This is a genomic window from Achromobacter sp. (genome assembly GCF_050285585.1).
Lineage (GTDB): Bacteria > Pseudomonadota > Gammaproteobacteria > Burkholderiales > Burkholderiaceae_B > Achromobacter.
In genome coordinates, this window is record NZ_JBLZXF010000015.1 from 80960 (window position 1) to 104088 (window position 23129).

Sequence of the window (23129 nt, forward strand, 5' to 3'; positions counted from 1 at the left end):
TTGCCATGTCTCTCGCGCGCTTCTTCGCTTCGTTCTCCCTGGCCACGGCATTCGCCGCGCTGGCGGCGCCCGTCGGCCACGCCCAATCCAACGCGCCGTTGACCGGCGGCATGTCGGGCGCGGGCCCCGCATCCGGCGGCCCCGCCGCGCCTGAGCCGGCCGCGTTGCCGGAACGGCCCGTGGTGCAGCAGGTGTCCACGCCGATGCCCGCGGAGGCGCCGGCCGCTGCGCAGGCGGCCCGTGCCGCGGCGCCGGAGGGTTTCGGCGACGTGACTCGCGGCTTGCTGGCCGCGCAGGCCGACGGCCGCCGGGCCGGCGGCGCGCTGCCCATCCTGGGCCCGGTGTCCACCGCCGCCTGGAACCGCTACCTGGACAGCTTCAAGCATCCCATTCCGGAGTGGATGCAAAAGCGCGTCGAAACCAAGAACACCCGTTGAAGCCGGGTCCGGACTCAAGCCGCCAGCATGCCCGCCTCGTTCCCGCCTCCCGTTCCGTTGCCGCGCCAGCGCGGCAGCGTTACCGTGGCCGTCGTGTTCGCGGTCCTGGTGGGGCTGGTGCTGCTCGGCGCGGCGCAACTGGCGTACAGCTTCTACATGAAGCGCGAAATGCAGAAAGGCGCGGACCTCGCCGCGCTGTCGGCGGTCCAGGTGCTGGGCATGGGGAGCGCCGCCGATTGCGCGCGGGCCGTTACCGCGGGCCGCGTGTCGGCGCTGCGCAATATTCCGGATCTCGTCGATACCTTCGAGGACGCCGACATCGCCGTCGAGTGCAAGGTCTGGGATTCCGGACGGACCGATGCATCGGGCATGCACGTGTTCGATGCGGGCGCCGGCGAGGCGTTCAACGCCGTGCGCGTGACGGTGCGCAAGCAATTGAGCAGCATCATTCCGCGGTTCGGCAGCGGCGAGAGCGGGAGCGCCATGGTCTCCACCACCGCCGTGGCCGCCAATACGAAGCCCGTTGCGGCCTTCTCGGTGGGAAGCCGGCTGTTGCGCCTGGAGCGCGGCGGGCTGCTGTCGCGCCTGCTGGCCACCGTGGGCGCTTCGCCGGCGCAGCTGGACGTGCTGGACGCGGCCGGACTGGCCCGCGTCGACATCACGCCGGCGGGGCTGCTGCGGGCCCTGGGCCTGCCGCTGTCGGTCGCTTCCGGCCTGGGAACGCCCGAACAACTGGCGGCCATCGAGAACCTGACCCTGGGCCAGTTGCTCAACGCCACGCTGAGCGTCCTGGACGACATGGGCACCGCCAGCGCGGACCTGGGGTTGCTGACGAACGCCATCCACACCGCGCTGGAGGTCATGCCGCTGGACCTGCCCGTCAAGCTGTTCGGCGATGGGGGCGTGCTCGACCTGTCGGTGGAGGGCGCGGGCGCCCATTCCGCCCTGCAGGCCACCGTCAATGCCCGCAACGTCCTGGAGACCGCGCTGGTGGTGGCCAATGGCGAAAACCTGATCGACCTGGGACTGAACGTGCCGCTCCTGGGCATCGATGCGCAGGTGCGCGTCGTCGAGCCGCCCACGGTGGCCATCGGCGGCGTGGGCACGCAGGCCGCCAGCGCCGGCATCCGCGTGTACCTGCGCGTCACCACCGCGAACATCCCGCTGGTGGGGCCTTTGTTGGCGAGCACGCTGAACACGGTGGTGGACCTGCCCATCATCATCGACGTGGGGCAGTCCACGGGCACCCTGACCAAGCTCTGCGCGGCGCCCCTGACGCAGGAGCAAGCCACCATCGACGTGACTTCCTCCGTGGCGAGCGTGTGCCTGGGCCGGTTCCCGGGCATGGAGTCCGCCACGGACAAGGCGCCGGCACATTTCCTTTCGCTGACCAACCGCTGCGAACCCGGGGCGTTCGACACCGTCCAGCCCTACCAGGTGCTGAATGTGCTGGGCATCCTGCCGCTGAACTCCAGGGCCACGTTCGCGGCCTTCGAGTCGCCGGCGCCGGTGCCGGTCACCCTGACGGAGCCGCCGTCTCCGCAGGCCTTCGCCACGGTGAATGCCTCGTCGGTCGATCTGGCCGGCCTGGCGTCCAACCTGTCGGACGCGCTGGTCGCCGGGATCCTGGGGGACCTGGCGAGCAGCGGCACGCCGCTGACCGACGAACAGCGCAAGGCGCTCGCCAAGGACCTGGTGGGCGGCGGCGGCTCGGATCCAGGCAAATCCGTGTCGGAAGTGTTCCAGAACCTGAAGTGGTCCAAGACCGCGATGGATCAGCTGGGGCAGCGCATGGCGACCGGCGGGCTGACGGGCGTGCTGGGCGGGACCCTGGAAGTGGTGGGCAATGCGCTGACGACCTTGCTCGTCGCGCCGGTCAACGATCTGCTTTGCGGCGTGGGCGGGATATTCGGCCCCGGCGCGACCCGGCAGTGCCGCATCGACTCCGTGGCCGCGTTGGCGCTGAACGACGGCGGGCAGCTGGGAGGCGTTCTTTCGATTGTCATTTCGCTGCTGTCGCCCTTGCTGGACATGCTGTCCGGCATGCTGCAGCAATTGCTCGACCTGTTGGGCCTGAGCCTGGGCCAGACCGACGTTTCCCTGATCTCCGTGGATTGCGGCCGGCCCCGCCTGGTGTACTGATGATGAATGCCAAGATCCTCGCCACTTCCTTGCCCGCATGGTCCATGCCATGAGCCAGAAATTCACGCGCGACGAATTCGACCTGTACGTCTGGGAAGGCACCTCCGACATCGCCAGCCGGGCGGAGCGCTGCCTGGCGGGCATGGACGTCTCGCTGTTGCGGGCGGACGCCGGCACGGCATTTCCGCCGCCCCGCGATCCGGGGCGGCCGGCCGTGGCGCTGGTGTCCGTTTCGGTGATGGGCGACACGCGCTTCAGCGGCTACGACTGGCTCGCGGCGCAGGGCCTGCCCATCATCTGGGTGGCTTCCGAAGCCCGCGGGCGCGATCCGCGCTACTACCCGCCCGAGTATTCCTACACCCTGCCTCCCTCGTTCACGGCCGCGGACCTGCGCAAGCTGCTGTTCGAACTGCTGGGCACGCTGGATCAGCTCAAGCGCTCCGCGCCCAGGCGCGAGCAGCCGCTCATCGCCGTGTCGGAACCGATGCGCAACCTGCTGGCGGAGGCGGAGCTATTCGCAGATTGCCGCAGCAACGTGCTGATCCATGGCGAAACCGGCGTGGGCAAGGAGCGCGTCGCGCGTCTGCTGCACGAGCGCGCGGCATGGTCGGACGGGCCGTTCGTGGCGGTCAACTGCGGCGCCATACCGGAAGGCCTGTTCGAGGCGCATTTCTTCGGCCACGCCAAGGGCGCGTTCACCGGCGCCGTCGGCGCGCACAAGGGCTATTTCGAGCAGGCCAATGGCGGCACGCTGTTCCTGGACGAGATCGGCGACCTGCCGCTCTATCAGCAGGTGAAACTGCTGCGGGTTCTCGAGCAGAGCGCGGTGACGCGGCTGGGCTCGACGGCGGAGGTGCCGGTGGACTTCCGCCTGGTCGCCGCCACCAACAAGGATCTGCGCGCGCTGGTGGGCCAGGAGGAATTCCGGGCCGACCTGTACTACCGGCTGGCGGTCATCGAGTTGCGCATTCCCAACCTGGAGGAGCGCGGCGGCGCCGAGAAGGCCGCGATTTTCCGGGCCTTGCTGGAGCGGCTGGGCGGCGAGGGCGAGCCGCCGGCATGGCTGCTGGAGCGGGTGTCGCGCACGCGCTTCGCCGGCAACGTCCGCGAGCTCTCCAATGTGGCGGAGCGTGTGGCGATCATGAGGCGGCAAATGAAATCCTGGGACCCGCCGCGCATCGAGCGGATATTCGACCAGCTTGCCGCGCCGATTGCCGCGGGCGCCGCCGGCTCGCCATGCGCGTCGCCCGCGTTCACCGATGCGGAGCGCGCCGAGCGCGCCCGCATCCTGGCCGCGCTGGACGTCAACGGGTGGCGGCGGCAGGACACCGCCAATACGCTGGGGATCAGCCGCAAGGTGCTGTGGGAAAAGATGCGCAAGCTGAATCTCGGAGCGGCGCAAGGCGAAACCGCCGAAGGCATCGTGGAGGCATCGTGAACGCGCAATAGGGAATGCCCCGCGGGGGGCGACAATCAGGCTCGCGGTGGAGGCACGCGCATCCTCCCCGGGCGAAATAAATTGCTATAGTTTCGCAACATTTTTTTTGGGGTAGGCATGAACGTCCACATTATCCGTGGCGCCGCACGCATGGCGCTGTTGGGCACCGCCCTGTCCGGCCTTGCCGCTTGCGCGGTCGCGCAGTCCGAGGCGCCGCGGCCCACCGTCCAGCAGGTGGAAGACAAGCAGGCGGCATCCACGCCCGTGACGCCGCCCGTGGCGGCGCCGGCGCCTGCCGCGCGGCCGTCCTCCACCGCCTCCGAGCTGCAGGGCCTGATCCAGAACCGGCAGGTCTCGGAACTGCGCACGGCCTACAACGGCACCTATGGCGCCAGCCTGCTGTTCAAGCCCGACGACCTGACGTACTACGTTGCCTTGTTCCAGCAGAAGGATTTCTGGCGCGTGCTGAAGACGAAGTCGGAAAAGCAGGCCGAGGCGACCTACCGCGCTTTTACCAGCCAGTCGGCCGAGCTGGCCGAAGTGGACATCAAGCGGATCAAGCTGCAGGCGGAATATGCGCACGCCGAAAAGCTGCTGGCCAGCCGCAGCGCCGAATTGAGCGCCCTGCAGGCGGATCGCGCCTTGCGCCTGCAGCAGGAAGAACAGGTGGCGGCGCGCCAGGAACAGTCGCGCCAGGAGGCCACCGCGCTGGCCGACCAGGGAAAGGACGTGCGCCAGCAACTGCGTGATATGCAGCGCCAGATCGACGCCTTGCAGGCTCAGCAGGCGCAGGTGGCGCACACGCCCGTCCAGAAGCGCGCAAAGTAAGCGCCGCGGCGGCGGCGCCGGCAAGGCGGGCCCTCGGGCCCGCCTTGCCTTGTCTTGCGGGCCGGAAAAGCGTCCCGCCGGAAGGGCAAGGCCGCCGGCCTGGGGCGCTTTCTTGTATTCTGGCTGTTGCACCCCATATAAATGCCATGGCACTGAAAGTTTTCGACCTCCAGTGCGAACACAGCCACATTTTCGAGGGCTGGTTCGGTTCGCACGAAGATTACGACGCGCAGCAGGCGCGTGGCCTCGTCACGTGCCCCGTCTGCGGCTCGGCCACCATCACCAAGCGCCTGTCGGCGCCGCGCCTGAACGTCGCCCACCTGCACGCGCCGGCGGCCCAGCCCGCGGTGCCCGCCCATGCCTCCGAGGCGGAAAAGATGGCAGCGGTGCAGGCGGTCGTCATGCGCCAGGTTCGCGCCCTGCTGCGCAACACCGAAAACGTGGGGCCGCGCTTCGCCGAAGAGGCGCGCCGCATCCACGAGGGCGACGCCGACGATCGCCCGATTCGCGGCACCGCCACCCCCGAGGAACGCGCCTCGCTGGCCGAGGATGGCATCGAGGTCATGGCGGTGCCGGATTTCCTGGACGACGAACGCCTGCAGTAGAGGGGCCCCCCCACGCCGCGCTCGCTTGGCTCGCTTGCTGCCCCCCGAGGGGGCCGACCCGCCTTGCGGCGGCCCGGCGGCGGGCCGCCGTGTTTGCAAAGATCATTGTTTCTGCAGGGCGAAAAAAAGCCAGACCGAGGTCTGGCTTTTTCTTGCCCGCTGCCGATCAGTTGTTGACGCGGCTGCGGTATTCGTTCGTGCGGGTGTCGATTTCGATCTTGTCGCCGATGGCGCAGAACAGCGGCACGTTCAGTTCGTAGCCGGTGTTGATCTTGGCCGGCTTCGTCACCTTGCCCGAGGTATCGCCACGCACGGCGGGTTCGGTGTAGGTGATTTCGCGGACGATGGTCGTGGGCAGTTCCACCGAGATGGCGCGGCCGTCGTAGAAGACCACTTCCACGGGCATCGCTTCTTCCAGGTAGTTCAGGGCGTCGCCCATGCTTTCGGCTTCGATTTCGTACTGGTTGTACTCTTCGTCCATGAAGACGTACATCGGGTCGCCGAAGTAGGAGTAGGTGCACTCCTTGCGATCCAGTTGGACGACTTCGAACTTTTCGTCGGCCTTGTAGACCGATTCGCTGGCCGAGGCGGTCAAGAGGTTCTTGAACTTCAGCTTGACGACGGCGGCGTTGCGGCCGGACTTGTTGTATTCGGCCTTCTGGACCACGAGGGGATCCTTGCCGACCATGGCCACGTTGCCGACTCGCAATTCCTGAGCGGTTTTCATCGATAAAACTCCGGGGTGATAGGTGCACTCGCCGTGCTAGCAGAAAGCCGCGACGCATTGGCCGGAAATGGCCAGTGTTTTCGGCTTAGTGCACACCCCGGGAGGCGTCATGGTTTGAGGCCCGACAGAATACAGGGCGCTCGGAAAACTCTCTATTCTAACGTTTCTTGGCCAACTCTGCGCAGAAATCGGCCAGATTTTCGGCGAGATCGGGTCTGGCCGCCTGGCTGGCGTCCCATTCCCGGGCGGCGGCCGTCCAGGCATCCCAGGCGCCGGGCGCCAGGGCGGCGGCCATCGCGCCGGCCGTCAGGCCGGTTTCCGGCTGGTTCCATGCGCGGATGAGGGTTTGGGCGGATTCCGGGGCCGGATAGCGGGCCAGCCAGGCCTCCAGTTTTTCCAAGTGGACGTTTTCGTCCTGCGGATAGATCTGCCAGACCAGCGGGCGCGTGGCCCAGGCGGCGCGGACGAACGAGTCCTCGCCCCGCACGAAATTCAGGTCGCAACACCAGAGCAGCCGGTCGAAATCGGGCTGCGCCACGAAGGGCAGGCGCGCCAACCGCGGCGCGCCGGGCGCGGAGCAGGCGGCCTCCAGCCCCGGCGCGACGCCTTCGGGCGCCAACAGCACGCTCGGGCGCGGATCGGCCGACAGGGCGGACACCAGATCCGTCACGGGGGCGGAGGGGTAGCAAAAAAGGGACACCGTGCGGGCGCCGTCGTGGCGGCGCTGGAGCAACTCCCGCCCGACGCCCAGCGAGCGCAGGAAGGCGGCCTGGGCATCCTCCGACGCCTGCAAGGCGTCCCGTTCGGCAGACAGTCCGGGTTCGCGCAGCAGGCCGCCCGTGGCGGGGGTGAAGCCGGGAAAGAAGAAATGCTTGACCAGCCCGTCCGGCCGCTGCGACGGCAGGCCGTGGCAGCTTTCCACCCAGGGCTCGGCGCTCAGGTATTCCAGATTGATCCACGCCGGGTGTCCGCGGCGCATGCTGTCCAGGAAGGTGTCGGGAGGGTCGCAGGCGAAGGCCTCGATCACCACGTCGCGGGCCGCCAGGCCGGGATCCGGCGAGGCGGTCCAGCGCACGATGTCAATATCGGCCAGCCGCTGGCTGGCCATGCCGGGAACGACGCCCGGCTGGATGCGGGCGAAGCTGGCCAGGTCGTCGACCCACAGGCGCACCTCCCAGCCGCGGCCGTGCGCCAGGCGGCGGGCGAGGCGCCAGCAGACACCTATGTCGCCGTAGTTGTCGACGACGCGGCAGAAGATGTCCGCTTGCATGGCCGCCTAGTGGAACTTGGCCGGAGAGGCTTCTGCGTCCTCGGGCAGTTCGGCGTGCACCAGTTCGCCCAGCGGGTTCGGGAAGTAGGGCGCGCCGCAGTCCTCGCAGTACTCGGGCGGCAGCACGCCCGGGATGCGGCGCACATCGGTGACGCCGTATTCCTTCAGCAGGGCCGCGATTTCGTCGATGACGTCGGGCTGGCCTTCGTCGGCGGGCAGGTCTTCCTCGCGGCCGTACAGCGGCCACACGCAGCCGTAATAGACGTCGTTGCTGTTGCGCGCCGTGAAGCCGACGCGGTATTCGTCGACCCGGTTTTCGCCGCAGCCGGCCACCACGGCGCGCAGCTGCGAGGCCTCGAGGTTGACGGCCCCTTCCAGCCAGCTGACCGCCGCGCGCAGCGACAGCGGGCGCACGCGGCGGTCCGCCTCGCGGTTGCTGACGTAATAGGCGTCCGGCAGCAGGGCTTCGAAGCCGCAGCCGGGCAGCAGGGTGGCCAGCGTGGGCTGGGCCTGGGCCGCCCATTGTTCCAGGCTGGCGTCGCGGCTGGCCTCGGCTTCGCCCAGCTGTTCCTGCCAGCGGAAGATGGGCTCGCTTTCCGGCACCGCCACGGCCGCCACGATGTAGCGGGTGTCGGCCAGCATGTTGGCCGTCTCGACCTCGGTATTCAGCGCGGGCTTGGTGGTTTCGGCGCCCAGCGCCTGCGTGCCCAGGCGCTGCAGCCATTGCCAGGTTTCGGAGAAGGTGCGGGGCATCTGGTCCACGCTGACCAGAACGGGCATCAGCGCGCTGCGGGCCTTGCTGGACAGCACGTGCCCATGCAGCTGCGCGAGCAGCGCCTGCTGCGCGCTGGCGGAGATCGGGCCGGTGGGGATGGCGTAGCGCGTCCAGGCGACGATGGGCGCCACGATCAGCAGAACGTCGTGGCGGACGCCGTTCTTTTCGATCTTCATCGATTCGGACAGGGTTTCCGCCTGTTCGATCAAGACTTCATAAGCGCCCACGTCGCTTTGCGCAAGATGGTCCAGGGCCGCCTCGAGGGGCGCGTCCTGCCCCGCCTTGAGCAGCTTGGGGATCGCTTCGCCAAGCTGGGTCTCCCAGAACACGTCTTCCAGGCGGCTGCCCGAGCGGTTGAGCGCCTGGGCAAGCGCGACCAGCCGGGAGGCGTCACGGGTCATGCGGGGAGCGGATTGGCTGCGGGATCGGGCCATAACTTCGGAGAACGTCCAGAAAGTGTGCAACGCGATAGTTTAACGCCCGCCGGGCAGGCCGTAGCGGCGGCCCGCCGGCCGGTCCGCCAGCCCGTCACGAGGTCAGGTTGATGCCAAATCAGCAACATATCATCCCCTTTCATGGGGTTTATTGCTGAAGAGAAACGGCGGAGAATGATTCCATCGACTTATACAGGAGGCCCCGCCATGCGCTGGCCCACGCTTTTCGTATCCCACGGATCCCCCATGCTGGCCGTCGAGCCCGGCCTGACCGGCCCCGCCCTGGCGGGGTGGAGCGCCGCGCAGGGCCGCAAGCCCAAGGGCGTGCTGGTGGTTTCGCCGCACTGGATGGGCGAGGGCCTGGCGCTGTCCACCCGGGACCGCCAGGTGGCCTGGCATGATTTCGGCGGCTTTCCCCAGGAACTCTATGCCTTGCAGTACGGGGCGCCCGGCTCGCCCGCGCTGGCCTCGCGCGCGCAGGCGCTGCTTGCCGGCTCGGGCATCGCCGCCGAGCAGGATCCCCGCCGCCCGTTGGACCATGGCGCCTGGGTGCCGCTGCGCTACCTCTACCCCGAGGCGGACGTGCCGGTGGTGCAGTTGTCGCTGGACATGGGGCGCGACGCCGCCGGGCAGCTGGCGCTGGGCCGCGCGCTCGCGCCGCTGCGCGACGAGGACATCCTGGTCATCGGATCGGGCTCGCTGACCCACAACCTGCGCCACGTCCGCATGCCCCAGAATGCGCCTGCGCTGCCATACGTGCCAGCCTTCCAGGAGTGGTATGCGGACAAGCTGGCGGCGCGCGACCTGCCCGCCCTGCTGGACTGGCAGGCCCAGGCGCCGGGCGCGGCGCAGGCGCACCCGCATGACGACCACCTGATGCCGCTGTACGTCGCCCTGGGGGCCGGCGGGCCGGCGGCCACCCGGCTGACGGACGAGGTTTCGTACGGAGCGCTGGCGATGGATGCGTACGTGTTTGGCGAATAACGTGGCCGGGAGCTGAGCCTGGTGTCGGACGCTGGCGCGAGCCGGGGCCGGACATGTGCGCGATCCAGGCATGAAAAAGCCCCGGAACCTAGCGGTTCCGGGGCTTTTTGCCGGCCTGGAGATCAGGCGGCCAGCAGCTGCCGCAGCACGAACGGCAGGATGCCGCCGTGCTGGTAGTAGTCGACCTCGATCGGGGTGTCGATGCGCAGCAGCACCGTGACGTCCTGCTTGGAACCATCCTTGCGGGTGATCGTCAGCGTGACGTCCTGCATCGGCTTGATGCCGTTTTCCAGGCCCGAGATGTCGTACGTTTCCTCGCCGGTGATACCCAGCGACTGCACGCTGTCCGAGCCCTTGAACTGCAGGGGCAGCACGCCCATGCCCACCAGGTTGCTGCGGTGGATGCGCTCGAAGCTGCGGGTGATCACGGCCTTCACGCCCAGCAGCTGGGTGCCCTTGGCCGCCCAGTCGCGCGACGAGCCGGTGCCGTACTCTTCGCCGCCGAACACCACGGTGGGCGTGCCGGCCGACACGTACTTCATGGCCGCGTCATAGATGGACATCTGTTCGCCGGTGGGCTGGAACAGCGTGTCGCCGCCTTCGAAGCGGCTGCCGTCGGGCAGCGGCGGGATCATGAGGTTCTTGATGCGCACGTTGGCGAAGGTGCCGCGCATCATGATCTCGTGGTTGCCGCGGCGAGAGCCGTAGCTGTTGAAGTCGGCCTTCATGACGCCGTTTTCCTTCAGCCACTTGCCCGCGGGCGAGGTTTCCTTGATGGAGCCGGCCGGCGAGATGTGGTCGGTGGTCACGGAATCGCCGAACACGCCCAGCGCGCGGGCGCCCTTGACGGTCGGGATCGCGCCCGGCGTCATGCCGAAGCCCTCGAAGAAGGGCGGCTCGGCGATGTAGGTGGAGTCCGGCCAATTGTAGGTGTCGCCCTTGACGCCCTTGATGTTCTCCCAGAGCTTGCCCGGGTTGCTCTTGACCTGGCCGTAGTTCGCCTCGAACGCCTTGGGATCCAGGGCGTACTTCAGCAGCGAGTCGATTTCCTCGGTGGTCGGCCAGATGTCGCCCAGCCACACGTCGCCGTTCTTGCCGCGGCCCACGGGCTCGGTCATCAGGTCGCGCGTGACCGTGCCGGCCAGGGCGTAGGCCACGACCAGCGGGGGCGAGGCCAGGAAGTTGGCCTTGATGTTCGGGTGGATGCGGGCCTCGAAGTTGCGGTTGCCCGAGAGCACGGCCGAGCAGATCAGGTCATTGCCGATGATGGCTTCATTCAGGTCCGGGGTCAGGTCGCCGGCGTTGCCGATGCAGGTCGTGCAGCCGTAGGCGGCGACGTCGAAGCCGAGCTTTTCCAGATAGGGCAGGAGGCCCGTCTTGGTCAGGTATTCGGTGACCACCCGGGATCCGGGCGCCAGCGAGGTCTTGATGTGCTTGGGCACGGTCAGGCCCGCTTCCACGGCCTTCTTGGCCAGCAGGCCGGCCGCCAGCAGCACGCTGGGGTTGGACGTGTTGGTGCAGGACGTGATGGCGGCGATCAGGATGTCGCCGTTCTTGACCTTGGTGCCCGCGCTGGTGGTGAAGGTCTGCTCCAGCTTGTCGGCCGGCTGATTGAAGCCGTTCTCGGCGATCGGCTTGGAGTACAGGTCGATGAAGGTGTTCTTCACGTTGCCGATTTCGATGCGGTCCTGGGGACGCTTCGGGCCCGCCAGCGACGGGGCGACGGTGGACAGGTCCAGCGTCAGCAGCTTGGTGAAGTTGATGTCGCGGGCCTTGGGCACGCCGAACATCTTCTGGGCCTTGAAGTAGGCCTCGAAGGCGGCGATTTCCTCTTCGGTGCGGCCCGTGCCGCGGAAGTAGTCGATGGTGCGCTCGTCGACCGGGAAGAAGCCCATGGTGGCGCCGTATTCCGGCGCCATGTTGCCGATGGTGGCGCGTTCGGCCACGGACAGGCTGGCGGTGCCTTCGCCGCAGAATTCGACGAACTTGCCGACCACTTTTTCACGGCGCAGCATTTCGGTGATGGTCAGGACCAGGTCGGTGGCCGTGACGCCGCCGCGCAGCTTGCCCTTCAACTCCACGCCGACCACGTCGGGCGTGAGGAAATAGACGGGCTGGCCCAGCATGCCGGCCTCCGCCTCGATGCCGCCCACGCCCCAGCCCACCACGCCGATGCCGTTGATCATGGTGGTGTGGCTGTCGGTGCCCACCAGCGAGTCGGGGTAGTAGACGTTGTTCTTCTTGTCATGGTGCACGCCGCGCGCCAGGTACTCCAGGTTCACCTGGTGAACGATGCCGAAGCCCGGGGGCACCACGCCGAAGGTGTCGAACGCCTGCATGCCCCATTTCATGAACTGGTAGCGCTCCTGGTTGCGCTTGAACTCCAGCTTCATGTTCAGGTCCAGCGCGTTCTTCGTGCCGAAGTAGTCGATCATGACCGAGTGGTCCACCACCAGGTCCACCGGCACCAGCGGTTCGATGCTCTTGGGGCTCTTGCCCATCTTGTCGGCCACGGAGCGCATGGCGGCGATGTCGGCCAGGAGCGGCACGCCGGTGAAGTCCTGCAGCACCACGCGGGCCACCACGAAGGGGATCTCGTCTTCGCGGCGGGCGTTCGCCTGCCAGTTGGCCAACTGCTTGACGTGTTCTTCGGTGACCTTCTTGCCGTCGCAGTTGCGCAGCACGGATTCCAGGACGATGCGGATCGAAACCGGGAGCCGTTGCACATCGATGCCAAGCGACTTGCCCAGCGCCGGCAGCGAATAGTACTGACAGGACTTATTGCCGATCTTGAAATTCTTGAGGGTGTCTAGGGTGTTGTGCGGCATGATGGACTCCGTGGTTTTGCCCGGTTGAAGCCGGCATTTTCTGGCGTTTTTGCGCATTTGTCATTCTATGTGAGACTGGCGCCTGCGCGGCCGTATGTCTTATATCTTATATAAGACTTGAGCGGGCCGTCAAAGTTCCCTGCAGCAATCAGGGGGCGGGCGGCCGTCGGCCCGGGCCAACGGCCCGAACCGATACTCTGGCCGAGGCGTGCGCGCGTCGCAAGCCTCTTTTATCAAGAAAGTCCTACGCGGATGTTGCGGCTGGCCCGGCATCGTGGCGCCATTGAAGGACGACGTCCGCTTGCCAGCGGGATTGTCGTCCCGGCGCTTTCGCGCTTCACCGTCCTACGCAAGAAAATTCCGCAGCAGCACGGTCAGCTCGGTGCGCAGGAAATCGACCACCGCGCGTTGCGCGGTCGAGGGGTAGGGGTTGGGCGTGGTCAGGATGAACAGCTTGTCGCCCGGGCCCATGGCCTGGTAGGCCGGCAGGACCGGCGTCAGCCGTCCGGCCGCAAGGTCTTCATGCACCACGTAGGCCGGCAGCAGCGCCACGCCCGCGCCGGCGCGGGCCGCCTGGGCCAGGAACGGGAAGTATTCGGACTGCAGGCGGGGGGCGAGCTTGGCCTCGTGCAGCTGATCCTTGCGGCGCAGGCGCAGCGTGACCTGGGGCCTGGGATCGGGCGGGCCCAGGAAGTGCAGGCGGCCGAGGTCGCGCGGATGGGCGGGCGGGCCAAACTGCTGCAGGTAGGAGGGCGCCGCGCACAGCACCCACCTGACCTCGCCAAGCGCGCGCGCCACGTAATCCTGCGGCGGCGTCGTCATCACCCGCAGCGCCACGTCTATTTCCGACGAAATCAGATCGCTCACCCGGTTCGAGAACAGCACGCGCAGCGTCAGCGCGGGATGGCGCAGGGCGAAGCTCACCAGCAGCGGGCGCAATTGGTCCAGTTCCCCCAGCCCGGTGGGAATGCTCAGCCGGACATGGCCGGCGGGCTCGGAGCCGAGTTTCTGCAGCGCGTGGCGGGCGGATTCGACCTCGCGCGCCATGCGCGCGCCGTGTTCGTACAGCACCGAGCCTTGCTGCGTCAGCTCCAGCCGCCGGGTGCTGCGGCGGATGAGCTGGGCGCCGAAGGCGCGTTCCAGCTTTTGCAGGTTGCGGCTCACGTGCGAACGGGTCACGCCGTGGCGCACCGCCGCTTCGCTTAAGGTGCCTGCGTCGACGATGGTGACGAACAGCTGTATCAGGTTGAGGTCCAGCGCGGGCAGGGCGGGCATGCGCGGTCCTATTGTTGACTGTGAGGAAACATAGTTTACGCAAACTGCGGGATTGTCGCGGCAATGCGCTGGTTGATATTCTGGCCTCCATCAAACAGGAGACCACGCCATGCCCCAAAACCAATCAGGCGGGACCGCCCCGCACACCATGTTCCGAGCCGATCTGTTCCTTGGCCAGCGCATCCTCGTCACGGGCGGGGGCACCGGGCTGGGCTACGCGATGGCCGAACGGCTGGCCGCGCTGGGCGCCTCGCTGCACCTGTGGGGACGCCGCGTCGCCGTGCTGGAGGAGGCCGCCGCCAGGCTGCGCGAGCGCTACGGCGCGGAGGTCCACGTCCAGGCGGTGGATATCCGCGATGCCCAGGCCGTGGACGCCGCCATCGACGCCATCTGGACCGGGCATGGCCCGCTGACCGGCCTGATCAACAACGCCGCGGGGAATTTCATCAGCCCCACCGAGAAGCTTTCGCCGCGCGGCTTCAACGCCATCGCCGACACGGTGTTCCGCGGCACCTTCTACACGACCCAGGCCGTGGGCAAGCGCTGGATCGCGCAGCGCACGGGCGGGGCGATACTGTCCATCGTGGTGACCTGGGTGTGGACCGGTTCGCCCTTCGTGGTGCCCTCGGCCATGTCCAAGGCCGGCATAGACGCCATGACCAAGTCGCTGGCCATCGAATGGGGCCGCCACGGCATCCGCCTGAATGCCATCGCGCCGGGCGTGATCCCGACCGAAGGAGCCAGCGCGCGGCTGCGGCCGAAGGACACGGGCGCCGACGCCCAGACGCTGCAGAATCCGATGCGGCGGCTGGGCACCGGGCACGATATCGGCGAGCTGGCGGCCTTCCTGCTGAGTCCGGGCTACGACTGGATCAATGGCCAGACGATCGCGCTGGACGGCGGCGACTATCTGGCCAACGGCGCCTACTTCAAGCAGTACGCCGAATGGAGCGACGAGGACTGGGCCGCCGCGCGCCAGGCCATCGAAGCGCGCACCGCGCAGGACAAGGCGCAGCGCAGCACGGGGGCGGCATGACGGGCAGCACGATCCACGCGGGCGGCGAGCGCTTGTCGGGCGCGGCGCTGACCGCGCGCGGCGAGCAGGTCGCTGCCGGCCTGGCGGCGATGGGCGTGCGGGAGGGCGACGTGATCGCCGTGCTGCTGCGCAACGGCCTGCCTTATCTGGAGATCATCCAGGCCTGCAAGCGGCTGGGCTGTTATTACTGCCCGATCAACTGGCATTTCACCGGCGCCGAAGTGGCGTTCCTCATCGAAGACAGCGGCGCCCGGCTGCTGATCGCCCACGCCGACCTGTGGCTGCCGTTGCGCGATGCGCTGCCCGCGAGCCTGCCGGTGCTGCTGGCCGGCGCCGGCGCAGAGCGCGCCGGGCATGCGGACTACGACGCCTGGCGCGACCGCCAGCGGCCCTACGACGGCCCCCGCGTGGCGCCGCGCGGCCACATGGCCTATACCTCCGGCACCACAGGCCGGCCCAAGGGAGTGGTGCGCGCGCCGTTTCCGCTGGCGCATCTGGCGCGCCATCTGGAACAGGTCGATGCGGTGGTCGAGGCGGCCTACGGCCTGCGGCCGGGATCGCGCGCCTTGCTGCCCGCGCCGATCTACCACAGCGCGCCCAGCGTATTCGCGCAGGTAGCCCTGCGGGTCTGCGAGACCTTTGTGCTGACCGACAGGTTCGACCCCGTGGAGGTCCTGCGCCTGATCGAGGCGCATCGGATCGATACGGTGTACCTGGTGCCTATCATGTACGTGCGCCTGCTGAAGCTGGACGCCGCCACGCGCGCCGCGCACGACCTGTCGTCGCTGCGCTTCGTGGCGTCGACCGGCGCGCCCTGCGCGCCGGAGATCAAGCGCGCCATGATCGAATGGCTGGGCCCCGTGATCCATGAAACCTATGCCTCGAGCGAGGCGGGGATGGTCACGGTCATCGATTCGCACGAGGCGCTCGCCCGGCCCGGCAGCGCCGGCCGGCCCATCGGCGACGCGCAGGTCAGGATCTATGCCGAAGACGGGTCTCCGTGCGCGGCGGGCGAGGTGGGGCGGATCCACGTGCGCCAGCCGGCCTACGCGGACTTCACCTATCGCAACAACCCGCAGGCCCGCGCCGACGTGGAGAAGGACGGGCTCATCGGCCTGGGCGATCTGGGCTATCTGGACGCGGACGGCTATCTGTACGTGTGCGACCGCGAATCGGACCTGGTGATCTCGGGCGGCGTGAACATCTATCCCGCCGAGGTCGAGCATCAGCTGATGCAGTATCCGGGCGTGGCGGATTGCGCGGTGTTCGGCGTGCCCGACGACGAATACGGCGAGCGGCTGATGGCGCTGGTGCAGCCCGCGGCGGGCGCCTTGCCCGAGCCCGAGGCGATGACGCAATGGCTGGCGCAACGGATCGCGCGCTACAAGGTGCCGCGCGAACTGCAATTGCGCGCCGACCTGCCGCGCGACGACAACGGCAAGATCGCCAAGCGCAGGCTGCGCGCCGAATTCTGGGCGGGCAGGCAGCGCCAGGTATAGCAGGGCGGCGCATCGCCGCCATAACGACACCCACAAGGGAGACAGACATGGCAATCAGGCTGGACTTCAGGCTGCGTCGCATCGCGACCGCAGCGATCGTCGCGCTCGCGGCTCCGTCCGCCGCGCTGGCGGCCTTTCCGGACAGGCCGGTCAAATTGGTGGTGCCCTACACGCCGGGCGGTTCCGCGGACCAGTTGTCGCGCGTGCTGGCCGAAGGCATGTCGCGCGACCTGGGGCAGCCCGTGGTGGTGGAAAACAAGCCCGGCGCCAACACCATGGTCGCGGCGACCCAGGTGGCCAGGTCGGCGCCGGACGGGTACACGGTTTTCCTCGCCAGCAACGCCAGCATGGTGCTCAATCCCATGCTTTATCAGCGTATCGCCTATGACGCCGCGCGCGACTTCCGCGTGCTCGGCATCGCCGCCGAGCTGCCGCTGGTGGTGGTGGCGAACAACGAGGTGCCGGCGGGCACGCTGGCCGAGTTCGTTGCCTATGCCAAGGCGCGCCCCGGCAAGCTGAACTACGCCTCCGTGGGCATCGGCAATCCGCTGCAGCTGGCCACCGAACTGCTGAAATCGCGCACGGGCATGGACGTGGCGCATATTCCATACAATGGCAGCGCGCCGGCGCTCACCTCGCTGATGAGCAACGACACGCAGCTCATGGTGGACGTGGTCAGCACGTCGCTGCCGCTGGTGAGGGAACGCAAGATCAAGGCGCTGGCCGTCACGACCGGGGAGCGGCTGGCGGTGCTGCCGGACGTGCCGACCGTGGCGGAAAGCGGCTTTCCGGGATTCCGCGCCGCCACCTGGTTCGGGCTGGCCGCGCCGTGCGCCGTGCCGCAGGTCGAGGCGCAACGCTTGCAGGCGGCGCTGGACAAGGTGCTGAAGGACCCGGCGTTCCGCGGTCGCTTCGAACCCCTGGGCCTGGTGATCCAGGCGCCGCGCAGCCAGGAGGAAATCGATGCCTATGTGCAGGACGACCGCCAGCGCTGGGGCGCGGTGATCGGGGCCAATCACATCAAGCTGGACTGAGGCGCGGGCGGCAGGGGCGCTGCGCGCCGCCCCGAGGCCCGCGCGGTCAGGCCTTCCTGGCGCCGCCGCGGCGCGCCTTGCGCGTGACGTTGCGCCGCGAGATCTCGGAATCCAGGATCAGCCTGCCTTCGAGCTTGCCGTGCATGCGCTTTACCGAGCGCATCGCGTCCTGCATATGCTCGCTCATCAGCGCGCGCACCTTTTCGACGTCGCGCTCCCGCGCCGCGGCCAGGATCTGGCGGTGGAAGCCGGTGTTCGCGCTGCCGAAGCGCTGCTGTTCGGCCAGCGGCATCTCGTTGTCGAAGACGGTCAGCTGCCGGATCATTTCGTTGGTCATCTCGCAGCTGAACCGCAGGAACGGGTTGGGGCAGGCCGCCGCGAAAATGTCGTGGAAGTTCATCTCTTCCTGGCGCTGGGCCAGGGGATCCTCGACATGTTCGGCAGAGGGATCGCAGCAGGCGATGTTCTGCTCCAGCGCGGCGAAATGCGCTTCCGTCAGGAACGGCACGGCGCTGGCGGCGAGTTCGGGTTCCAGGAGCTTGCGGACCTGGTAGATGTCCTCGATCCGGACTTCCTTGAAGAAGAGGTAGTTCTGCATCAGCTGGAAGGTGCGGTCCAGGGGCACCTCGACCACCGTGCCGCCGCCGCCCGGGCCGGTGCTGACCTTCACCAGCCCCTGCACCTCCAGCGACTTGAGCGCTTCGCGCATGGTGCTCTTGCTGACCGAAAACATGCTTTGCAGTTCGCTTTCGCGCGGCAGCTTGTCGCCGGGCAGCAGGTTCTTGGCCGTGATCAGCCGCTTGATCTCCTCGGCGACCAGATCGCTGCGCTTGGGCGGACTCGATGCGCCCGCGGCTTGTAGGTCCTGACTGTTGAACGCCATTGCGTTCCTCCGTTGCTGCGTGGTGTGCGCGGAACATGCCCGGGCCGTTCTCCGCGGACCCCGGGTTATACCTGATGCGCCCGCTATTGACAGAGCCGGCTCGCCAAACTGATCATGATAATAATCCTATTTATCATGATAAATAGGATGGTCGTCACGGTATAGGCATGAAGCGCCAGGACTTGCAAGCGCGCCCACGGGCGGCAGGCCTGGCACGGGAGCTTGGAGCAGACAGAGTCGGAATGGGGACGCGCATGGTGCGCGCTCGACATCGTCAATATGCCGCGGCGCCGCCAGCGGCAGCCAGGGAGAACCATCTTGAATCGCCGCAACCTGCTGAAACTCGCCGCGCTGAGCGCGGTACCCGGATCCCTGTGGGCCGTCCGGTCCGCGCTGGCCCAGGCAGACGCCATCCAGTTCGGGTGTCCGGTGCCCATGTCGGGCGCCTTTGCCGCCAACGGCAAATTCGCCGACCTGGGCATGAAACTGGCGCTCGAGCAATATGGCCGCGCGCTGGACCGTCCGCTGGCCTATACCGTGCTGGACACCGAGGGCAAGCCCGCCACGGCCGTGCGCAAGGTGCAGGAAGTCTCGCAGCAGAAGGGCGTCAAGTTCTTCGCCGGCGGCATTCTGTCGTCGGAAGCGCTGGCCATGGGCAAGGAAGTCGAACGCGCGGGCGGCGTATTCATCACCACCGCGGGCGCCGATGAAATCACCGGCAAGGACTGCAACAAGGCCACGTTCCGCTGGTCGGTGCCCACCTTCGGCGCCATCGAGCAGACGGTGCGCCCCTTGCTCGAAAAACTGCCCAACGCCAAGCGCTGGTACACCATCACGCCGCAATACGTGTTCGGCGACGGCCTGCTCAATGCGGCCAAGGCGATCTTCAAGGAAAAGGGCATCGAGCACGTCGGCAACAGCTACCACTCGCTGACCGAAAAGGAATTCAGCGGCTACCTCACCAATGCGATGGCCGCCAAGCCCGACGTGTTGCTGATCCTGAACTTCGGTTCGCAGTCGTCCGATACGCTGCGCCAGGCCGTCAGCTTCGGCATGAAGCAGAACTGCACCATCCTGGTGGCCTGGGCGTCCGGCCTGGAGCAGTTCGAAAGCCTGGGCGCGGACCTGTGCGAGGGCGTGTATTTCGGCGCGCAGTACTGGCACGGCATCGACTCCCCGCTCAACAAGGAGCTGGTGAAGCTGTCCATGGAGAAAACCCGCGCCAATCCGAACTACAGCCTGGCGGGATCCTATATCTGCACCCGCATCATGCTGGACGCGATCGTCAAGGCCGGCAGCGCCGACCCCGCCAAGGTGGTGGCCGCGATGGAGGGCATGGCGTACCAGGGCCTCACCGGTCCGGAGGAAATCCGCAAGGAAGACCACCAGGTCCTGAAGAACTACTACCTGCTAAAGGGGCGGGCCAAGAAAGACATGAAGGACAAGGACGACTATGCCGAGATCGTGCATAGCGGCCGCTCCTTCCTGCCGCCCGCGGAAACCGGCTGCAAGCTCTAGCGAGCCCCCGAGGCCGGCCTGCGCGGACGCGCCTGCCGTCCGCGCGGGCCGCGCATCCCGCGGCCTTTCGTTTCCTCCACCGGGCATCCCCATGAACGTCTATCTGCTCCAGGTCATCAATGGGATCGGGGTAGGCATGCTGTACTTCCTGCTGGCAGTCGGCCTGTCCATCGTCTTCGGTCTGTTGCGTTTCGTGAACTTCGCCCATGGGGCGTTCTATCTGCTGGGAGCCTACTTCTGCTTCCAGGCCATTCAATGGGGCATGGACTTCTGGCTGGCGCTGGCCGTCGTGCCGCTGCTGGTGGGCGCCTGCGCCTGGGCGGTCGAGAAGGTCGTGCTGCGCCACGTCTATGCGCAGGCGCATGAGTTCCACATCCTGATCACCGTGGGCCTGGCCCTGGTGCTGCAGGAACTGGTCATTGTGGTGTGGGGGCCTATCGGAGACAACGTGGCCGCGCCCGCCTCGCTGCAGGGCGTGGTCATGTGGGGCAGTTTCATCTATCCCAAGTACCGGCTCTTCGTGATCGCATTCACCGCCGTGTTCTCGCTGCTGCTCTGGTACGTGCTCGAAGGCACGCGGCTGGGCAGCGCCGTGCGCGCCGGCAGCGAGTCCACCGAGATGGTGTCCATGCTGGGCATCAACGTGTTCCGCATGTTCAGCCTGGTGTTCGCGCTGGGGGCGGCCACCGCGGCGCTGGCCGGCGTCCTGGCCGCGCCGATCCGCGGCGTGGAACCCTTCATGGGCGTCGAGGCGCTGGGGATTGCGTTCGTCATCGTGGTGGTGGGCGGCATGGGCAGCTTCTTCGGCGCGTTGGTCGGCGGCCTGCTGATCGGCGTGGTGCAGAGCGTGATGAGCACGCTGTGGCCGGAAGGCGCGCGGCTGATGATCTATGTGGCGATGGCCGCGGTGCTGCTGCTGCGTCCCCACGGCCTGATGGGGAGAGGATGATGACGCGCTTGAAATCGCACGCGCAATTGCTGCTGGCGCTGGCCGTGGTGCTGCTGCTGCCGCTGTGCATGCAGTCGGGATCGCTGGCCTCGGAAGTCTTGATCTACGCGCTGGCGGTGGCGGGCTGCAACCTGCTGCTGGGTTTTACCGGTCTGTTGTCGTTCGGCCAGGGCATCTTCTTCGGGCTGGGCAGCTACGCCGTCGGCCTCCTGCTGACGCGCACCGGCTTGCCGATGCCGCTGGCGCTGCTGGCCGCGATGGCGGTCGGGGCGCTCGCGGCCACGCTGGTCGGCTGGTTCGCGATCCGCCAGCGCGGCACTTATTTCGTGATGCTGACGCTGGCCTTCGCGCAGATGTTCTACTTCCTGGCCTACAGCCTGCCGGACCTGACCGGGGGCGACAACGGCCTGCTGGACGTGCCGCGGCCGCCGCTCTCGGTGGCGGGGGTCGAGTTCCTGGCGCTGGACTCTCCGTGGCGGTTCTACGCCTTCGTGGCCGCCTGCTTCCTCGGCGTGTTCTGGCTGCTGCTGCGGGTGACCAATTCCGTCTTCGGCCGCACGCTGCTCGCGATCCGCGACAACGAGGCGCGCGCCACGGCGGTGGGGTACAACGTGCGGCTGTTCAAGCTGGCGGCGTTCGCCCTTTCCGGGGCCGTCACGGCGCTGGCGGGAGCCTTCCTGGCCATGATGACCGGCATCGCGCCGCTGTCCAGCATCGAATACCACAGCAGCGAGATGATCCTGGTGATGACGGTCATCGGCGGCACGGGCAATCTGTTCGCCTCGGTGCTGGGCGCCGCGTTCTATGTGTTGTTCGCCGATTGGCTTTCCACGCTCTGGCCGCGCTGGCTGATGCTGCTGGGCTTCCTGCTGATCGCCGTCAGCCTGTTCATGCAGAAGGGGCTGTGGGGCCTGGGCGAACGCATCTGGCTGGCGGCGAGGCGCCGGCCGGGCAACGCGGAATCCGCGGCCAAGGAGAAGAGCGCATGAATCAGGCCACGTCCACGCCGCTCCTGCAGGCGCGCGGCATCGTCAAGCGCTTCGGCAAATTCGTGGCCCTGCACGGGGTCGACCTGCAGGTGCGGCCACGCACCGTGCATTCGGTGATCGGCCCCAATGGCGCGGGCAAGACCACGCTGTTCCATATCCTCACGGGCACGCTGCGCGCCAGCGAAGGCAGCATCACGTTCGACGGCCAGGACGTCACGCAGGAGGCCGACTACCAGCGCGTGCAGCGCGGCATCGCCCGCTCGTTCCAGGTGACCAGCCTGTTCGCCAACCTGTCGGTGCGCGAGAACCTGCGGCTGGCGGCCCAGGGCGCGCACCGCGCCGGCGCCTTCGATTGCTGGCATCCGCCGACGGGCGCCCGGGCGCAGCGCGAGGTCGTCGACGCGGCGCTGGAGCGCCTGGGCCTGCCGCGGCTGGCCCATGTCGCCGCGGGCGCGCTATCGCATGGCCAGCAGCGGCGCCTGGAGGTCGGCATGGCGCTGGCCGCCCGGCCTCGCGCGATCTTCCTGGACGAACCCACCTCCGGCATGGGGGTGGACGACCTGGACGAAATGAAGGGCCTGATACGCAGCCTGCGCGAAGACCACACCGTGGTGCTCATCGAGCACAACATGAATATCGTCATGGACATCTCCGACACCATCACGGTGATGCAGCAGGGCAAGGTGCTGGTCGAGGGACCGCCGGACGCGATCCGCAGCGACGAACGGGTGCGCGCCGCGTACCTGGGCAACATGATCACCGGAGGCCGCGCATGATCCTGCACGTCGACGCCGTACACAGCTATTACGGCAAGAGCCATATCCTGCAGGGCGTGTCGCTGACGCTGCAGCAGGGCACGGTGGTCACGCTGCTCGGCCGCAACGGCGCGGGCAAGTCGACCACGCTCAAGACCATCGCCGGCGTGATCGCGCCCAAGGCCGGCGCGGTGCGCTTCGGCGACCGTGATATCGCCGGCCTGCCGGCCCACAAGATCGCCGCCATGGGCGTATGCCTGGTGCCGGAGCACCGCGGCATCTTCAAGCTGCTGACGGTCGAGGAAAACCTGAAGCTGGGCATGCGCCGCGATTCGCCGTGGCAACTGGAAGACATCTACCGCATTTTTCCCCGGCTGAAAGAGAGGCGCCGCAACGGCGGCGGCCAGCTCTCGGGCGGCGAGCAGCAGATGCTGGCCATCGGCCGGGCGCTAATGAATCATCCGCGCGTGCTGATGCTGGACGAACCGGTGGAAGGGCTGGCGCCCGTGATCGTCGAGGAGATCGTGGCGCAGATCCAGTCCATCAAGCGCGCCGGCGTCACCATCCTGCTGGTGGAGCAGAACCTCGAGGTCTGCACCCAGCTGGCCGATCATCACTTCATCATCGAGCAGGGCGCCATCGTCTACGAAGGAAGCAACGCCGCCTTCATGGCGGACGAGGACGTGAAGGACCGCTACCTGGGCGTGGGCGTCTGAGACCAAG

At 67.7% G+C, this 23129-nt stretch carries 20 protein-coding genes; 14 read left to right on the top strand and 6 right to left on the bottom strand.

The features are described from left to right. Nucleotides 1–5: 5 nt before the first annotated feature. From ACN6PJ_RS19565 to ACN6PJ_RS19585, 5 genes are all read left to right on the top strand, one after another. Complete coding sequence (locus ACN6PJ_RS19565; RefSeq protein ID WP_427997499.1) at nt 6–437, top strand: DUF3613 domain-containing protein; 432 nt, start codon at nt 6–8, stop codon at nt 435–437. Between the two features lie 27 nt (nt 438–464). Next, the gene (locus ACN6PJ_RS19570) at nt 465–2579 is read left to right on the top strand and encodes a TadG family pilus assembly protein (protein ID WP_427997500.1); all 2115 of its coding nucleotides are present in this window, start codon (nt 465–467) and stop codon (nt 2577–2579) included. Between the two features lie 49 nt (nt 2580–2628). Then, on the top strand, nt 2629–4017 hold the full coding sequence (locus tag ACN6PJ_RS19575) for a sigma 54-interacting transcriptional regulator (RefSeq protein ID WP_427997501.1): 1389 nt from the start codon (nt 2629–2631) through the stop codon (nt 4015–4017). A gap of 117 nt (nt 4018–4134) precedes the next feature. Then, nucleotides 4135–4845, top strand: a complete 711-nt coding sequence (locus ACN6PJ_RS19580) for a DUF2968 domain-containing protein (RefSeq protein WP_427997502.1) — start codon at nt 4135–4137, stop codon at nt 4843–4845. Between the two features lie 146 nt (nt 4846–4991). After that, entirely contained in the window at nt 4992–5450 is a 459-nt protein-coding gene (locus ACN6PJ_RS19585; RefSeq protein WP_427997503.1) for a DUF1178 family protein, read from the top strand. A gap of 166 nt (nt 5451–5616) precedes the next feature. On the opposite strand, the gene efp is transcribed toward ACN6PJ_RS19585, so the two are convergent. From efp to ACN6PJ_RS19600, 3 genes are all read right to left on the bottom strand, one after another. After that, complete coding sequence (gene efp, locus ACN6PJ_RS19590) at nt 5617–6177, bottom strand: elongation factor P (RefSeq protein ID WP_427997504.1); 561 nt, start codon at nt 6175–6177, stop codon at nt 5617–5619. Nucleotides 6178–6334: 157 nt separating this feature from the next. Beyond that, nucleotides 6335–7447, bottom strand: coding sequence for an elongation factor P maturation arginine rhamnosyltransferase EarP (gene earP, locus ACN6PJ_RS19595; RefSeq protein WP_427997505.1), 1113 nt, complete (start codon nt 7445–7447; stop codon nt 6335–6337). Between the two features lie 6 nt (nt 7448–7453). Then, the gene (locus ACN6PJ_RS19600; protein ID WP_427997506.1) at nt 7454–8656 is read right to left on the bottom strand and encodes a DUF2863 family protein; all 1203 of its coding nucleotides are present in this window, start codon (nt 8654–8656) and stop codon (nt 7454–7456) included. A 207-nt stretch (nt 8657–8863) separates the two neighbouring features. On the opposite strand from ACN6PJ_RS19600, the gene ACN6PJ_RS19605 reads away from it, so the two are divergent. Next, entirely contained in the window at nt 8864–9640 is a 777-nt protein-coding gene (locus ACN6PJ_RS19605; RefSeq protein WP_427997507.1) for a DODA-type extradiol aromatic ring-opening family dioxygenase, read from the top strand. Nucleotides 9641–9762: 122 nt separating this feature from the next. Here the strand turns inward: ACN6PJ_RS19605 and acnA are convergent, their stop codons facing one another. After that, entirely contained in the window at nt 9763–12468 is a 2706-nt protein-coding gene (gene acnA / locus ACN6PJ_RS19610; protein ID WP_427997508.1) for an aconitate hydratase AcnA, read from the bottom strand. A 345-nt stretch (nt 12469–12813) separates the two neighbouring features. Next, complete coding sequence (locus tag ACN6PJ_RS19615; RefSeq protein ID WP_427997509.1) at nt 12814–13743, bottom strand: LysR family transcriptional regulator; 930 nt, start codon at nt 13741–13743, stop codon at nt 12814–12816. 148 nt (nt 13744–13891) lie between these two features. Between ACN6PJ_RS19615 and ACN6PJ_RS19620 the strand changes: the two genes are divergently transcribed. Genes ACN6PJ_RS19620 through ACN6PJ_RS19630 form a run of 3 tightly spaced genes read left to right on the top strand, consistent with a single transcriptional unit; the run spans nt 13892 to nt 17312 of the window. After that, nucleotides 13892–14779: an SDR family oxidoreductase gene (locus ACN6PJ_RS19620; protein WP_427997523.1), complete on the top strand. Its 888-nt coding sequence runs from the start codon at nt 13892–13894 to the stop codon at nt 14777–14779. After that, complete coding sequence (locus tag ACN6PJ_RS19625) at nt 14776–16278, top strand: AMP-binding protein (RefSeq protein ID WP_427997510.1); 1503 nt, start codon at nt 14776–14778, stop codon at nt 16276–16278. Before ACN6PJ_RS19620 ends, ACN6PJ_RS19625 begins: the two co-directional genes overlap by 4 nt. A 47-nt stretch (nt 16279–16325) precedes the next feature. After that, nucleotides 16326–17312: a Bug family tripartite tricarboxylate transporter substrate binding protein gene (locus ACN6PJ_RS19630; RefSeq protein ID WP_427997511.1), complete on the top strand. Its 987-nt coding sequence runs from the start codon at nt 16326–16328 to the stop codon at nt 17310–17312. A gap of 46 nt (nt 17313–17358) precedes the next feature. On the opposite strand, the gene ACN6PJ_RS19635 is transcribed toward ACN6PJ_RS19630, so the two are convergent. Further along, the gene (locus ACN6PJ_RS19635; RefSeq protein ID WP_427997512.1) at nt 17359–18195 is read right to left on the bottom strand and encodes a FadR/GntR family transcriptional regulator; all 837 of its coding nucleotides are present in this window, start codon (nt 18193–18195) and stop codon (nt 17359–17361) included. Nucleotides 18196–18513: 318 nt separating this feature from the next. Here ACN6PJ_RS19635 and ACN6PJ_RS19640 point away from each other — a divergent pair, with 318 nt between their 5' ends. From ACN6PJ_RS19640 to ACN6PJ_RS19660, 5 genes are all read left to right on the top strand, one after another. Beyond that, nucleotides 18514–19713, top strand: coding sequence for an ABC transporter substrate-binding protein (locus ACN6PJ_RS19640; RefSeq protein ID WP_427997513.1), 1200 nt, complete (start codon nt 18514–18516; stop codon nt 19711–19713). 91 nt (nt 19714–19804) lie between these two features. Then, on the top strand, nt 19805–20662 hold the full coding sequence (locus tag ACN6PJ_RS19645; protein WP_427997514.1) for a branched-chain amino acid ABC transporter permease: 858 nt from the start codon (nt 19805–19807) through the stop codon (nt 20660–20662). Beyond that, nucleotides 20662–21651 carry a branched-chain amino acid ABC transporter permease gene (locus ACN6PJ_RS19650; RefSeq protein WP_427997515.1) on the top strand — a complete coding sequence of 330 codons (990 nt, stop codon included), beginning with the start codon at nt 20662–20664 and terminating at the stop codon, nt 21649–21651. Before ACN6PJ_RS19645 ends, ACN6PJ_RS19650 begins: the two co-directional genes overlap by 1 nt. Next, nucleotides 21648–22427: an ABC transporter ATP-binding protein gene (locus ACN6PJ_RS19655; RefSeq protein ID WP_427997516.1), complete on the top strand. Its 780-nt coding sequence runs from the start codon at nt 21648–21650 to the stop codon at nt 22425–22427. The genes ACN6PJ_RS19650 and ACN6PJ_RS19655 overlap by 4 nt, the downstream gene beginning before the upstream one ends. Then, entirely contained in the window at nt 22424–23122 is a 699-nt protein-coding gene (locus ACN6PJ_RS19660; RefSeq protein ID WP_427997517.1) for an ABC transporter ATP-binding protein, read from the top strand. Before ACN6PJ_RS19655 ends, ACN6PJ_RS19660 begins: the two co-directional genes overlap by 4 nt. The last annotated feature ends 7 nt before the right edge of the window (nt 23123–23129 follow it).

Excerpts from the sequence above, each read along its gene's own strand:
- ACN6PJ_RS19580 (WP_427997502.1), top strand. The coding sequence starts at position 4,135 with ATGAACGTCCACATTATCCGTGGCGCCGCACGCATGGCGCTGTTGGGC.
- ACN6PJ_RS19585 (WP_427997503.1), top strand. The coding sequence starts at position 4,992 with ATGGCACTGAAAGTTTTCGACCTCCAGTGCGAACACAGCCACATTTTC.
- ACN6PJ_RS19615 (WP_427997509.1), bottom strand. The coding sequence starts at position 13,743 with ATGCCCGCCCTGCCCGCGCTGGACCTCAACCTGATACAGCTGTTCGTC.
- acnA (WP_427997508.1), bottom strand. The coding sequence starts at position 12,468 with ATGCCGCACAACACCCTAGACACCCTCAAGAATTTCAAGATCGGCAAT.
- ACN6PJ_RS19625 (WP_427997510.1), top strand. The coding sequence starts at position 14,776 with ATGACGGGCAGCACGATCCACGCGGGCGGCGAGCGCTTGTCGGGCGCG.
- ACN6PJ_RS19660 (WP_427997517.1), top strand. The coding sequence starts at position 22,424 with ATGATCCTGCACGTCGACGCCGTACACAGCTATTACGGCAAGAGCCAT.
- ACN6PJ_RS19620 (WP_427997523.1), top strand. The coding sequence starts at position 13,892 with ATGTTCCGAGCCGATCTGTTCCTTGGCCAGCGCATCCTCGTCACGGGC.
- efp (WP_427997504.1), bottom strand. The coding sequence starts at position 6,177 with ATGAAAACCGCTCAGGAATTGCGAGTCGGCAACGTGGCCATGGTCGGC.
- ACN6PJ_RS19645 (WP_427997514.1), top strand. The coding sequence starts at position 19,805 with ATGAACGTCTATCTGCTCCAGGTCATCAATGGGATCGGGGTAGGCATG.
- ACN6PJ_RS19575 (WP_427997501.1), top strand. The coding sequence starts at position 2,629 with ATGAGCCAGAAATTCACGCGCGACGAATTCGACCTGTACGTCTGGGAA.
- earP (WP_427997505.1), bottom strand. The coding sequence starts at position 7,447 with ATGCAAGCGGACATCTTCTGCCGCGTCGTCGACAACTACGGCGACATA.
- ACN6PJ_RS19635 (WP_427997512.1), bottom strand. The coding sequence starts at position 18,195 with ATGGCGTTCAACAGTCAGGACCTACAAGCCGCGGGCGCATCGAGTCCG.
- ACN6PJ_RS19630 (WP_427997511.1), top strand. The coding sequence starts at position 16,326 with ATGGCAATCAGGCTGGACTTCAGGCTGCGTCGCATCGCGACCGCAGCG.
- ACN6PJ_RS19605 (WP_427997507.1), top strand. The coding sequence starts at position 8,864 with ATGCGCTGGCCCACGCTTTTCGTATCCCACGGATCCCCCATGCTGGCC.
- ACN6PJ_RS19655 (WP_427997516.1), top strand. The coding sequence starts at position 21,648 with ATGAATCAGGCCACGTCCACGCCGCTCCTGCAGGCGCGCGGCATCGTC.
- ACN6PJ_RS19650 (WP_427997515.1), top strand. The coding sequence starts at position 20,662 with ATGACGCGCTTGAAATCGCACGCGCAATTGCTGCTGGCGCTGGCCGTG.
- ACN6PJ_RS19600 (WP_427997506.1), bottom strand. The coding sequence starts at position 8,656 with ATGGCCCGATCCCGCAGCCAATCCGCTCCCCGCATGACCCGTGACGCC.
- ACN6PJ_RS19570 (WP_427997500.1), top strand. The coding sequence starts at position 465 with ATGCCCGCCTCGTTCCCGCCTCCCGTTCCGTTGCCGCGCCAGCGCGGC.
- ACN6PJ_RS19565 (WP_427997499.1), top strand. The coding sequence starts at position 6 with ATGTCTCTCGCGCGCTTCTTCGCTTCGTTCTCCCTGGCCACGGCATTC.